General features: G+C 65.9%; 11 protein-coding genes and 1 pseudogene. 6 read left to right on the top strand and 6 right to left on the bottom strand.

Annotated elements, in window-relative coordinates; all coding sequences use genetic code 11:
* Positions 1 to 34: 34 nt before the first annotated feature.
* Positions 35 to 533: pseudogene (locus LQ144_RS09675) on the bottom strand (ATP-binding cassette domain-containing protein); the annotation flags it as partial.
* A 52-nt stretch (positions 534 to 585) separates the two neighbouring features.
* A complete protein-coding gene (locus tag LQ144_RS09680) occupies positions 586 to 1,365 on the bottom strand; it encodes an SDR family NAD(P)-dependent oxidoreductase (RefSeq protein WP_230118488.1) in 780 nt (259 codons plus the stop codon).
* A gap of 83 nt (positions 1,366 to 1,448) precedes the next feature.
* On the opposite strand from LQ144_RS09680, the gene LQ144_RS09685 reads away from it, so the two are divergent.
* Both LQ144_RS09685 and LQ144_RS09690 read left to right on the top strand, forming a co-directional pair.
* The gene (locus LQ144_RS09685) at positions 1,449 to 2,102 is read left to right on the top strand and encodes a TetR/AcrR family transcriptional regulator (RefSeq protein ID WP_230118414.1); all 654 of its coding nucleotides are present in this window, start codon (positions 1,449 to 1,451) and stop codon (positions 2,100 to 2,102) included.
* Between the two features lie 59 nt (positions 2,103 to 2,161).
* The gene (locus LQ144_RS09690) at positions 2,162 to 2,761 is read left to right on the top strand and encodes a TMEM175 family protein (RefSeq protein WP_230118417.1); all 600 of its coding nucleotides are present in this window, start codon (positions 2,162 to 2,164) and stop codon (positions 2,759 to 2,761) included.
* A 185-nt stretch (positions 2,762 to 2,946) separates the two neighbouring features.
* Here the strand turns inward: LQ144_RS09690 and LQ144_RS09695 are convergent, their stop codons facing one another.
* From LQ144_RS09695 to LQ144_RS09705, 3 genes are all read right to left on the bottom strand, one after another.
* A complete protein-coding gene (locus LQ144_RS09695) occupies positions 2,947 to 3,813 on the bottom strand; it encodes a phosphotransferase (protein WP_230118420.1) in 867 nt (288 codons plus the stop codon).
* A gap of 345 nt (positions 3,814 to 4,158) precedes the next feature.
* Complete coding sequence (locus LQ144_RS09700) at positions 4,159 to 6,084, bottom strand: ABC transporter ATP-binding protein (protein WP_230118489.1); 1,926 nt, start codon at positions 6,082 to 6,084, stop codon at positions 4,159 to 4,161.
* A gap of 107 nt (positions 6,085 to 6,191) precedes the next feature.
* Positions 6,192 to 7,967 carry an ABC transporter ATP-binding protein gene (locus LQ144_RS09705; RefSeq protein WP_230118421.1) on the bottom strand — a complete coding sequence of 592 codons (1,776 nt, stop codon included), beginning with the start codon at positions 7,965 to 7,967 and terminating at the stop codon, positions 6,192 to 6,194.
* 208 nt (positions 7,968 to 8,175) lie between these two features.
* On the opposite strand from LQ144_RS09705, the gene LQ144_RS09710 reads away from it, so the two are divergent.
* Complete coding sequence (locus LQ144_RS09710) at positions 8,176 to 8,610, top strand: hypothetical protein (RefSeq protein WP_230118422.1); 435 nt, start codon at positions 8,176 to 8,178, stop codon at positions 8,608 to 8,610.
* A 48-nt stretch (positions 8,611 to 8,658) separates the two neighbouring features.
* Here the strand turns inward: LQ144_RS09710 and LQ144_RS09715 are convergent, their stop codons facing one another.
* On the bottom strand, positions 8,659 to 9,579 hold the full coding sequence (locus tag LQ144_RS09715) for a 2-hydroxyacid dehydrogenase (protein WP_230118424.1): 921 nt from the start codon (positions 9,577 to 9,579) through the stop codon (positions 8,659 to 8,661).
* Between the two features lie 140 nt (positions 9,580 to 9,719).
* Here LQ144_RS09715 and LQ144_RS09720 point away from each other — a divergent pair, with 140 nt between their 5' ends.
* The 3 genes from LQ144_RS09720 to LQ144_RS09730 all read left to right on the top strand — a co-directional run bounded on the left by LQ144_RS09720 (position 9,720) and on the right by LQ144_RS09730 (position 11,961).
* Complete coding sequence (locus LQ144_RS09720) at positions 9,720 to 10,085, top strand: VOC family protein (protein ID WP_230118427.1); 366 nt, start codon at positions 9,720 to 9,722, stop codon at positions 10,083 to 10,085.
* Between the two features lie 331 nt (positions 10,086 to 10,416).
* Positions 10,417 to 11,331: an SRPBCC family protein gene (locus LQ144_RS09725; protein ID WP_230118428.1), complete on the top strand. Its 915-nt coding sequence runs from the start codon at positions 10,417 to 10,419 to the stop codon at positions 11,329 to 11,331.
* A gap of 207 nt (positions 11,332 to 11,538) precedes the next feature.
* Positions 11,539 to 11,961 (top strand): hypothetical protein, encoded by a 423-nt coding sequence (locus tag LQ144_RS09730; protein ID WP_230118430.1) that lies wholly within the window; start codon positions 11,539 to 11,541, stop codon positions 11,959 to 11,961.
* The last annotated feature ends 184 nt before the right edge of the window (positions 11,962 to 12,145 follow it).

The raw sequence follows: 12,145 nt of genomic DNA on the forward strand, positions 1-12,145 counted from the left end.
TGATTCCCCTTTTCCGACACGGCTCAAGAGGCTCTTAGAGCTCAACCTGACAATACTGATCCCCCAGCCGTCCCCAAACCTCCGCCACCGGAGCCGCGAACTGCGCCGCATACAGCGCCGAGTACGCCTCGCCGGCAACCAACAAGGAAGCATGCGTGCTCGTCGCCTCATTTAGGATCAGCACCGATGGCCCGGCCAGGAACGCGCACGCAATCGTGACCAGCTGCTTCTCGCCGGCGGACACATTGGTGCCCTCGTCCTCGGGCACGGTGTCGTAGCCCTTCGGCAACGAGTGCACGAACCGCGCGGCCTCCAGAATCTCGGCTTCGGAAGCATCAGGTCGCCCGTACGCGATGTTGTCCCGGATCGATCCGCGAACACCTACGTATCTGCAGCTCCATGCCCATCCGCGAGCGCAGCTCGCGGATGGGCATGGAGGTGACGTCCCCGCCGTCGAGCATTATCCGGCGCGCATCAATCTCGAAGAACCGCATCATCAGGCTCACCAGAGTCGTCTTCCCGATCCCCGTGGGAGCCTATTCCACGCGAGCATCTGCTGTGCGCAGGGGCGGTGAGCGAGGTGCTCTACAGCGCCGACCAGCCGCCGTCGGACGCCAGGATGGCGCCGTTGACATTGGTGCCGTCGTCGCTGAGTAGGAAGGTGATGGACGCGGCGAGCTGCGCCGCGGTGGCGGGCGTGGGGACGGTGGCCTTCATCAGCGGGACGAGGCGTTCGGCCGCGAGCTGAGATCGCCAGTTGGCCACGATGTTGGTGATGGTGGGTCCGGGGGCCACGGCGTTGAAGCGCAGGCCCTTCGGCCCGTACATCACGGCCGAGTTCTTGGTCAGGCCGACGACGGCGTGCTTGGACGCGGTGTAGGCGGCGCCGGCGGCGGAACCGCGCAGGCCTGCCTCGGAGGCGACGTTGACCACGGAGCCGGTGCCGGCGTCGAGCATCATCGGCACCACGGCGCGGGTGAGGCGCATGAGGGCGGTGACGTTGATCCGGAAGACGCGGTCCCAGAGGTCGTCGTCCACCTCGTGGATGGGGGCGAAGTTGTCCATGATGCCGGCGACGTTCGCCAGCGCATCGACCCGTCCGCCGGCGGCAGCGACGACGGCGGCCACGGTCTCCTCGGTGGAGATGTCGCCGGCCACGGGGACCAGGTCCAGTCCGGCGTTCTCGGCTACCAGGTCATCCAGGCGTTCCTTGCTGATGTCGGCGGCGATGACGCGGCCGCCTTCCTTGGCGACGCGCAGGGCGGTGGCCTGGCCGATGCCGGAGACCGCCCCGGTGACGATGACGGTCTTGCCGGCGAAGCGGCCGCCGGTGGCAGCTTCCTGCCATGAAGCTTCGTTGCCCATGATGTCCTTCCAGACGTTGCTGATCGTGGTGCGGTCCACATTATGACACTCCGTGTCATAATGTAAGGGTGAATACTGGTGGGATGCCTTCGGATGCTTTGAAGACCGCCGTTCCGCGCGCCACCGGGCGCCCGGTGACGATTGATCCCGACGCCGTGGCCGCCATCGCGCTGCGACTCTTCGCCGAGCGCGGGTACGAGCAGACCTCCGTGGAGGACATCGCGCGCGAGGCGGGGATCGGGCGCAAGAGCCTGTACCGCTACTTCTCCAGCAAGGCCGAACTCATCTGGGGCGGAATGGACCCGGTGATCGAGGCATCTGGGCGGGTTTTGGATTCCTTTAGCGTTGCGGGCGCTTCCGACGGCGACATGCTGGTGGGGCTGCGAGATGCGGCTGTCGCTGGAGTTGCTGTTCTCCCTGACCTGGAGGTCACGCGCGGCCGGCTTCGCCTGATCGCTGAACACCCCGAACTGGCCAGCCGGAGTTACGAGTCGCTGGCGCCGCAGCGGGAGCGGACGCGTGCTTACCTGTTATCGGCTGGAGTCAGCGAGGATGTTGCTGGGTATCTGTGCGCCGCTTATCTCGGGGCGACGTTCGAGGCCTGGATGCAGTGGGCTGCGGGGTCGGACGCGGATCCGGTGCCTTATTTGGTGGCGGCGGTTGGGGTGCTGCGCGTGCCGGGCTCATGGATGCCTCGGCAGTCAATCGACGCAACGGCCTCGACCAAGGCAAAGTAGGGGAAGCCCATATCCGGTACTACGTAAAGCTGGGATGAGGCGCTGATGAAGGGAACTTTGTGAACAAGAATCGGCTGGAGGCATTCAGCGATGGCGTACTGGCCATCATCATCACCATCATGGTGCTCGAGCTGCGTGTGCCGCACGAACCGACCTGGCAGGGGTTGGCCGCTGTGCTGCCCACCTTCCTCAGCTACCTGCTCAGTTTCGTTTACGTGGGCATCTACTGGAACAACCACCACCATATGATCCACTTGGCCGACCGGGTAAACGGCGGGATCCTCTGGGCGAACCTGCACCTCTTGTTCTGGCTCTCGCTCTTCCCGTTCAGCACCCGTTGGATGGACGAGTCCGGGTTTTTACAGGTCCCGGTTCTTGTATATGGGATCAACCTCCTCTGCGCGGCCATCGCCTACTTCATCCTGCAGCAGACCCTCATCCGCCATCAGGGCAGGGAGGGTGCCCTCGCCCGGGCCGTCGGCAGGGACTGGAAAGGCAAGGCGTCCCCGCTGATCTATTTGACGGGCCTTGCGCTGAGCGCAGTACAGCCGTTACTGGGAGTTGCGGTCTATACCGTGGTGGCGCTGATCTGGCTTGTTCCGGATCGTCGGGTTGAGCACTTCGTAGCCCAGGCGCACCAAGACCAACGCCGGCGCTGACCCCAGACCCTTAAACCTCCGCCACTGGAGCCGCGAACAGCGCCGAGTACGCCCCGCCGGCCGCCAACAACTCCGCATGCATTCTCCTGCTCCACGATCTGCCCGGCCTCCAGCACCAGGATGAGGTCGGCGTCGAGGATCGTAGACGGCTGTCGCTGCGGGTGGAGCCGTCATCTGCCGGGGGCTCACTGTCTCAGCTCCCGTGCCGCGCGTTCCGCGAGGACGGCGATGGCCAGGGAGAAGCGTCCAGGTAACGGAGAAAGTGCCAGACGGAGCCAGATGGCGTCCGAGTACGCATCGAACCGGGCCGGGCTGACGTGCAGTTCCTCGGCGGCGGCCAGCACCTGCCTGTGAGCCGTCAGATATCTTTCGGGCGTCATGCGGTTATTTCGCAGATGAAGCTCCAGTCGGACGTCCAGGCCGGCCAGATCCCGGGCGGCCTCGTGTTGGGCCGTACTGTCGAAGTCCAGCAATCCGGGCGGCATTTCGTCGGCAGGAACGATGATTTGCCTGTCGTAAAGGTCTCCGTGGGCCCATACCAGAGGATCCGGTGTTGTCCGAAGCAGGTTCGTGGCCACTTGCTCTGCAGCGGCACGCAAGGCATCGCGCTGAGACGACAACTCGGGGACGTTTTCATTGTGCCGCAACCAGTCGTCCACCCGTCGCCACGCCTTCGTGGCTTCCCACTCTGCTGAACGGAGCGGAAGGCTGTAGAGAACGCTCTGTGCCGCGGGATCATAGGAGCCGTTCAGTTCCGTGACCCAGGCGCGCGACCATTTCTCCCACGCCCTGGCGAACTCTTGATCGCAGACGGCGGCCTCCACCTGGCCCAGCTCGTTCAGAGTCTGTCCCTCGATGGCGCTGAAAACGATGACGTCCTTCTGGGAACTCTGACGGAGAATTCTGGGTGTTGTGAAGTTGCCGGCGTCCAGCAGGACGTCCATTTGTGCACAGCGCTCGGCCGGTACGACGGCGCCGCCTGGCTCGAAGATCTTTATGTAGCGGCCCTCCGCCCGGACGACCGCCTGGTGGTGGGGCCAGTACGAAATCAATTCCCCCCGCTCCGCTTCCCCCCGCAAGGCGGGCAGCCCCGGATCGTCCAACGGGATAAGTTCGAACTGCCCGTGACGCAGATGAGCTCCCCTGACGCCGGGCCGTCCCGGAGTCAAAACCTCCAGTACAAATTCTCCTGGTGTCTTGTCCGGCCATGCCCGCTGAATCAGCCAAAATGTACCGGTATCGTCGTCGGCAGACGCTGGAACGGGGGAGGGCCAGTCCCTGGAATCAATTCCTTGGACTGGCGGAGGCGCCAGCCAATGGTTTGCGCCATGAACTGCGGGCGGCCGAGACTCACCAGCCGCTCTTCCAACCCTCGGCTTTCGAGACGACGCCAACCCTTAAACCTCCGCCACAGGAGCCGCGAACTGCGCCTCATACAGCGCCGAGTACGCCCCGCCGGCCGCCAGCAAGGAAGCATGCGTCCCCTGCTCCACGATCTGCCCGGCCTCCATCACCAGGATGAGGTCGGCGTCGCGGATCGTGGAGAGGCGGTGGGCGATCACGAAGCTCGTCCGGTCGGACCGCAACGCACTCATCGCCTTCTGCACCAGCACCTCGGTGCGGGTGTCCACCGAGCTCGTCGCCTCGTCCAAGATCAACACAGAAGGCCGGGCAAGGAACGCGCGCGCAATCGTCAGCAGCTGCTTCTCGCCGGCGGACACATTGGAACCCTCGTCGTCGAGCACCGTGTCGTAGCCCTCCGGCAGCGAGCGCACGAACCGGTCCACGTACGTCGCCTGCGCGGCCTCCAGAATCTCGGCTTCCGAAGCACCAGGCCGGCCGTACGCGATGTTGTCCCGGACCGTCCCGCCGAACAGCCACGTGTCCTGCAGCACCATGCCCATCCGCGAGCGCAGCTCGTTGCGCGTCATCAGGGTGACGTCCACGCCGTCGAGCGTTATCCGCCCCGCATCCAGCTCGTAGAACCGCATCATCAGGTTCACCAGCGTGGTCTTGCCGGCCCCGGTGGGCCCCACTATCGCCACGGTCTGCCCGGGCTCGGCCACCAGGCTCAGGTCCGAAATCAGCGGCTTGTCAACAGAATAGGAGAAGGACACGTTATCGAACACCAGCCGGCCCCGCACCGACTCCGGCGCCACGGCAACAGCCGGATCGGGGCTCTGCTCCTCCGTATCCAACAGCTCGAACACCCGTTCCGCCGACGCCACCCCTGACTGCAGCAGATTGGCCATCGACCCCAGCTGGGCCAGCGGCTGCGTGAACTGCCGCGAGTACTGGATGAACGCCTGCACGTCGCCCAGCTGCATCGCCCCGGACGCCACCTGCAGCCCGCCCACCACGGCGATCCCCACGTACACCAGGTTCCCGATGAACGTCAGCGCCGGCATGATCAGGCCGCTGATGAACTGCGCGCCGAAGCTCGCCTCGAACAGCTCCACATTCTTCTGCCGGAACCGCTCCTCCACCTCCCGCTGCCGGCCGAACACCTTCACCAGCGCGTGCCCCGTGTACGTCTCCTCGATCTGGCCGTTCAGCTCCCCCGTGTGCTTCCACTGCGCCACGAACAGCTTCTGCGAGCGCTTGGCGATCAGCGCCGTGGTCACCAGCGTCAGCGGCACCGTCACCAGCGCAATCAACGCCAGCACCGGCGAAAGCAGGAACATCATCACCAGCACGCCCACCACCGTGAGCAGCGACGTCACCGCCTGGGAGATCGACTGCTGCAGGCTCTGCGAGATGTTGTCCACGTCGTTCGTCACCCGGCTGAGCAGCTCACCTCGTTGGACTGAATCGAAATACCGCAGCGGCAGCCTGTTGATCTTCGCCTCGATCCGCTCGCGCAGCCGGTACACCGTCCGCTGCACCACACCGTTGAGCACATACGCCTGGATCCAGCCGAACGCCGACGCCAGCACATACAGCGCCAGCGCCCACTCCAGCACGCTGGCCAGCGCTGCGAAGTCGATCCCCGTCCCCGGTGTCAGCGTCATCGCGCCGATCATGTCCGCCTGCGAATTCTGGCCGGCCGCCCGCAGTCGCGCGATCACCTCGTCCTTGCTCACCCCGGCCGGCAGGTTTTTCGACACGACGCCGGCGAAGATCAGGTTGCTGCCCTCCCCCAGCAGCCGCGGCCCGATCACCGAGAACGCCACACTCGCCACGGCCAGCGCCAGGACCAGCGCCAGCCACAGCCGCTCCGGGCGCAGCGTGCCCAGCAGCCGCCTGGCCGACGGCCAGAAGTTCATCGCCTTCTCCGCCGGGACATTCATCCCGGCAAAGGGCCCGCCCCTGCCCGGGCCCATCGGCGGCCGGGGCGGCCCCGCGGGCCTCTCTCCTGTCCCGCCCGCGGGAATACGTCCGACGGCGGGTGCTCCCGTTCCGCTGCCGGTTCCGGTCCGGCTTGAGGTACTCATGCCGCCTCCTCCGCCGCCAGCTGGGAGGAGACGATCTCCCGGTACGTCTCGGACGTCTCCAGCAGCTCGCCGTGCGTTCCGCGCCCGACGATCCGGCCGTCGTCGAGCACCAGGATCTGGTCTGCATCCACGATGCTGGACACCCGCTGGGCGATGATCACCAGCGTGGCTCCGGAGGTGTCGTGCTTGAGTGCCTGCCGCAGGCGGGCGTCCGTCGCGGTGTCCAGCGAGGAGAACGAGTCGTCAAAGATGTACAGCTCGGGCCGCTTCACCAGGGCCCGGGCGATGGCGAGCCGCTGCCGCTGGCCTCCGGAGACGTTGGTGCCGCCCTGCGAGATGGGCGCATCCAGGCCGCCCTCCATCTCCCGGACGAAACTGTGTGCCTGGGCCGTGGCCAGGGCGCGCCACAGCTCGTCCTCGGTGGCATCGGGCTTGCCGTAGAGCAGGTTGCTGCGCACGGTGCCGGAGAACAGGTAGGGCCGCTGCGGGACCAGGCCGATGTGCCCCCACAGCAGGTCCGGGTGCAGCTCCCGCACGTCCACGCCGCCGAACCGCACCGAACCGGCGGTGGCATCGAAGAGCCGCGGCATCAGGTTCACCAGCGTGGTCTTTCCCGACCCGGTGCTGCCGATGATCGCCGTCGTCTGCCCCGAGCGGGCCGTAAAGCCGATCCCGCTGAGGACAGGCTGCTCGGCACCAGGGTAGGCAAATCCGACGTCGTGCATTTCCAGCTCGCCCCTTCGCGGGCGACGCCGGGCAACGCCGTCTTCACCAAAATCCCGATCGGCGCCAAAACCCACGGGGTGCGCCGGCGGGCGCACGCTTGACTCTGTGTTCAGCACCTCCCCGATCCGGTCCGCGGAGACCGCAGCGCGGGGGATCATCACCGCCATGAATGTGGCCATCATGACGGACATCAGGATCTGCAGCAGATAACTGAGGAAGGCAATCAGGGTGCCCACCTGCATGGACCCGTCCTCAATCCGGAACGAGCCGAACCAGATCACGGCCACGCTGGAGACGTTGAGCACCAGCATCACCACCGGGAACGCGAGCGCCATCAGCCGCCCGGCGCGCAGGGCCGTGTCGGTCACGTCCGCGTTGGCCCGCGCGAACCGGGCGGTCTCGATGTCCTCGCGCACGAACGCCCGCACCACACGGATGCCGGTGAGCTGTTCGCGGAGCACCCGGTTCACGGTGTCGATCCGGACCTGCATCTTCCGGAACAGCGGCACCATCCGCGTAATGATCAGTCCGACGCCGATCAGCAGTGCCGGGACGCTGACGGCGATCAACCAGGACAGCTGGGCATCCTGCCGGACGGCCATGATCACACCGCCGATGCTGAGCATTGGTGCCGCGACCATGAGCGTGGCGGACATCAGGACGAGCTGCTGGACCTGCTGGACGTCGTTGGTGGAGCGCGTGATGAGGCTCGGGGCACCGAACCGGGTGACCTCCTGCTCGGAGAACTCACCCACCCGGCCGAAGATGGCCCCGCGCAGGTCACGCCCCAGGCCCATCGCCGCCTTCGCCCCGAAGTACACGGCCGTCACCGCGCACGCGATCTGCAGCAGCGTGATGAACAGCATCAGGCTGCCCACCCGCAGGATGTAGCCGGTGTCGCCCTTCGCCACACCTTCATCGATGATGTCCGCATTCAGCGTGGGCAGGTACAAGGAAGCGATGGACTGCGCCAGCTGGAAAACGACGACGGCGATCAGCAGCCGCCGCTGCGGCCGCAGGTACTCAACGAGCAGCTTCCAGAGCATCCGGGCTCCACCTCACGCAGGCACATCACGCACACTGATTTGGACAGTGTACGTCGCGAGGCTGGGGACGTGTTGGCGCCCTCCTTCCACACTTGACAGGGCCGCGGATTCCGTCACCTGTAGGCTGTGAAACACCGCCGGACATCCGCGGTACATCGCATGTTGAAGATTGGGGACTTCATTGGGGGAACAGCGTTTGGATTCCGGCGTGCCCGGTGACATACCGGCAGTCATTAGGTCGTCGGCGGCGTTCTGGCTCGCCAGCGCCGTGGCTGCAGGCTTCCTGCCGGCTGTTTTGGAGGTGGCACGCATCGACTTCGGCCAGTCCACGCCCGATTGGGCGGTGCCGTACATGGTGGCGTTCGCGGTGCCGCTGACCGCCCTGCAGGTGTGGGCCGCGATCGAGCTGCTGAGGGGCGCGGGCTGGGCCCGCATCCTCCTGACCGTGGTCGCCGGTCTTTCCGCGCTGGGAGCGCCGCTAGACCTCTCGGGCCTCATCCTGGCCGGGCTGGCCCTGACGCTGGCCGGTGCCGCGCTGATGTGGACTCCTGCCGCCAACCGGTTTTTCCGGCGGTGCCGGCACGAGTCTCCAGTCCCCGGTCTGGAGCCCGACGCTCCGAGGCGGTCCGCGGTCGGACCCTGACGGGGACGGGGCCGAACGAGGACCCGGCCTGAGTGGGACCGGGTCGCATCAGCCGCCCAGCACCACGTTGACCGGCGGTTCCCCGGCCAGCATGAGGTCGATCTGCCGCTGCAGCAGCCGCCCCATCCGCGGGCGCATCGCGGAGCTCGCCCCTCCCACGTGCGGGGTGATGATGACGCCGGGAGTGCCCCAGAGCGGGTGGTCCCGGGGCAGAGGCTCGGGATCCGTGACGTCTAGGGCGGCACGGATCCGTCCGGACGCCGTGTGGCGGACCAGGGCTTCGGTGTCCGCCACCGGGCCCCGGGCCACGTTCACCAGCAGCGCGCCGTCGGGCATTGCCGACAGGAAAGCGTCGTCAATGAGGTGCTTGGTGGCGTCGCCGAGCGGCACCCCCACAATTACAATGTCGTGTTCCGGCAGCAGCGCGGGCAGTTCCGCGATGCCATGGACGACGCCCGTCTCATCCGTCCGCTGCCGGCTGGCCACCCTCGTGATGCTCGTTTCAAACGGGATGAGCCGCTGTTCGATCGCCTTGCCCACGCCGCCGTAGCCGACAATGAGGACGCGGCGGTCTGCCAGGCTTGCGGTGGGCCTGGTGTCCCACTCGCCCTCCTGCTGGTTCCGCATGATGCGCGGGAACTCCCGCTGGCTGGCCAGGACCATGGCCAGGGCCAGTTCCGCGGTGGACGTTTCGTGCACTCCGGCGGCATTGGCAAAGACCCGTCCGGCCGGAAGCGCCTCCGCCACACCGTCGAACCCGATCGACTGGCTCTGCACCAGCGCCGTCTCCACGCCGTCTAGATTCCGCAGGACCTGCGGGCCGCCCATGTACGGCGGCACCACGATGTCGATCTGGCGCTGCGGCGGCTCGCCCGCGAAGTCCCACTCAAACACCGTGACGGCCGCGTTCGGCGTCAGGTACTCGCGAAGTGCCGCATCCGGCAGGCTCACAGTTATCTTCCGGGTCATGGGTCTCCAACAGCTCCGTCGGCTCGGGGCAGGTCGGTCACATGGGAGGGCGGCCTGCCGGGTGTTCTCTGTCGCCAGCCTAACGGAGCGGCCGGAGGCAACAGCTTTGCGGAGCCCCTGGGCGGGTGTACGTTGGCCGCATGCTGAGCATCGGCTCCATCGTGATCCGCGTTGATGACCTCCCGCGCCAGATGGCCTTCTGGCAGGCAGCCTTGGGCTACGAACCGCGAAGGGCGGCGGATGAGGATTTTGTGATCCTCCAGCCGCCGGACGGCGTGGGCACGTGCATCTCGCTGGACCGGGTCCCGTCGTCGGCCCGCATCCCGCCGCGGATCCACCTGGACCTGTACGCCGAGGACCAGGGCGGCGAAGTGCAGCGCCTCCTCGGTCTCGGAGCCACCCGTGTTGAGTGGAGCAAGCGGCCGGCGGACGCGGACTACGTGATCCTTGCCGATCCGGAAGGCAACCGGTTCTGCGTGGTGGACACCGCGGGCAGCGAGGATTAGCGGATGCCCGCCGGCTGCGCGCCGTCGCCTTCCTCTCTTCGCGCGGGGCATAGATGTGATTCGGCTCAAGGTTTAGTCAAGATGTCCTAAATATGCCCTGATAAGCCTCCACCCGGCTGTACATTGATTCCAAGCTCTCCGTCTTTCCCCCCAGACCGGAGCGCCAGGGAGCCTCCGCGCTTGAGTCCACAGGATTCGCGCAGGGGCTCCCTTTCACTTACGGCCGGAGGACGGCTCTGGCCAGCTAACGGTTCAGGCCGATATGGTAAGCATGCTGACGAATTGTGTTCTTGTTCGTCGGTGCCTGTTCAAGTCGACAAAAGGAGACACTGTGAGCACGAGGGTTGAAAAACGAATTCTGGTCAATGTGCCGGTCAGCACGGCCTACAACCAGTGGACCCAGTTCGAGGACTTTCCCCAGTTCATGGGCGGCGTGAAGAGCGTGACCCAGCTGAGTGACGACCGCCTTGAGTGGGTGGCCGAGATCGCCGGCGTCAAGCGGAAATGGGAAGCGGAAATCCTCGAGCAGATCCCGGACCGCAAGGTCGCCTGGGCCGCCACCGAGGGTGCCACAAACGCCGGATCGGTCGAGTTCGAGGATGTGGGCGGCGGGCAGACGTCCGTCCGGCTCTTCATTGACTACGAGCCCGAGGGCTTGGTGGAAAAGATCGGTGACAAGCTCAACGTGGTGGATCGCCAGGCCGAGTCCGATCTCCAGAAGTTCAAGGAGTTCATCGAAGACGAAGGGTATGCCAGCGGCGCCTGGCGGGGTTCCGTCAACGAAGGCGCCTCCGTCGGCACACCCGGCGTCGAACATGCTGCTATGTCGCGCGGCGACAGCGGCAAGGCCGGAGTATCCGGCAAGCTCGCCGCGGGGGTCGGCGTTGCCGCGGCGGCAGCGGCAGGAGCCGTCGCAGCCACCCGCAGCAGCGATTCGGACGCCACAGTGCGAGTCCCCGACCACACGGCTACCCCGGCGGTGACGCCGGTGTACACCGAGACAGTAGGCACCGCCGGGACGCCTGAAGTGACCGGCACGGCTCCGGTAACCGGTGCGGACAGCTCGGCGCTGGCCGACGAGACGATCGCCCATCCCTTCGACCAGACCAACGGCCTCATTGACGACGACGGCGATTCGGACGAAACAGCCGCCAGTGACACCCAGAGCGCTGCGGATCGCGACGAGACCGCTGACCGCGGCCCGGGCACCGTCCCGCCCATGGGTGGAAATCTCGGCCAGCATTAGGGGCAGCACGGCCGGCTGAATTCCACAGCCTGTTCCCCAAACGAACGCACTGGAGCGACGGCGGGACCTCCCGCCGTCGTTCTTTTTGCTTTCGACGTCAGGTGGCCGAGAAAGAAAAGTTGAACGATAAATTTTTAGGATTGACCTACACGACAAGCGGTGGCAACGTGGGACACATCTCGCACCCTCCTCTCGTCGGGGGTATTTATGCACACCCTCTTCAGACAGTTGGCGTCCGCCGCGGGCGGACACCAGCGAAAACGTCTGCAGCCCGCCACGGTGATGGCAGTCCTCGCACTCGTTGTGTTCCTGGGGGCGTCCACTCAGGGCCTGGCCCGAAACTCTGCATTCAATAACCACCACGGCGCCGCCACCATCTCGGGACTGGCGCCGAGCCCGGCAGTTCATGGTTACCCGCCGGTCGCGTATTTCTTTGACGCGTCCAGTGAGCCGCTGCAAGCGCGCAGCACTGACGGCATGCAAGGCGACGACGCCTGGCTGCGGGACTCTGCCCTGCAGATCGCGGCAACTCCCGCTGCCACTGTCATCAGCTGCTCGCCGTCGCCTTTGCCACAACGGAAAGAGACCCGGCAGGACCGCAGCCGGCCCCCTCCGGAGCTCCACGCCTGACTGGTTGGTTTCCCAAGGGTGCGTCGTACTTTCTTGTGGCTGCTCTGTATTACTTTCTTGGGGCAGCTCTAACGACGTTGACCGGCAGCCTACGCGGGCATCAGTACATTTAGGGCAAATTATGAGAGTTGTCTAATAATTTTTATCGCTGGTCGCGCCTTTCTTAAGGGCTGGCTAGACCAAA

Origin of the sequence: Arthrobacter sp. Bi83 (genome assembly GCF_918698095.1) — a bacterium.
Classification (GTDB): domain Bacteria; phylum Actinomycetota; class Actinomycetes; order Actinomycetales; family Micrococcaceae; genus Arthrobacter.

Coding starts and splice junctions, on each gene's coding strand:
- LQ144_RS09705 (WP_230118421.1), bottom strand. CDS start 7,967: ATGCTCTGGAAGCTGCTCGTTGAGTACCTGCGGCCGCAGCGGCGGCTG.
- LQ144_RS09700 (WP_230118489.1), bottom strand. CDS start 6,084: ATGGGCCCGGGCAGGGGCGGGCCCTTTGCCGGGATGAATGTCCCGGCG.
- LQ144_RS09680 (WP_230118488.1), bottom strand. CDS start 1,365: ATGGGCAACGAAGCTTCATGGCAGGAAGCTGCCACCGGCGGCCGCTTC.
- LQ144_RS09715 (WP_230118424.1), bottom strand. CDS start 9,579: ATGACCCGGAAGATAACTGTGAGCCTGCCGGATGCGGCACTTCGCGAG.
- LQ144_RS09730 (WP_230118430.1), top strand. CDS start 11,539: ATGCACACCCTCTTCAGACAGTTGGCGTCCGCCGCGGGCGGACACCAG.
- LQ144_RS09720 (WP_230118427.1), top strand. CDS start 9,720: ATGCTGAGCATCGGCTCCATCGTGATCCGCGTTGATGACCTCCCGCGC.
- LQ144_RS09685 (WP_230118414.1), top strand. CDS start 1,449: ATGCCTTCGGATGCTTTGAAGACCGCCGTTCCGCGCGCCACCGGGCGC.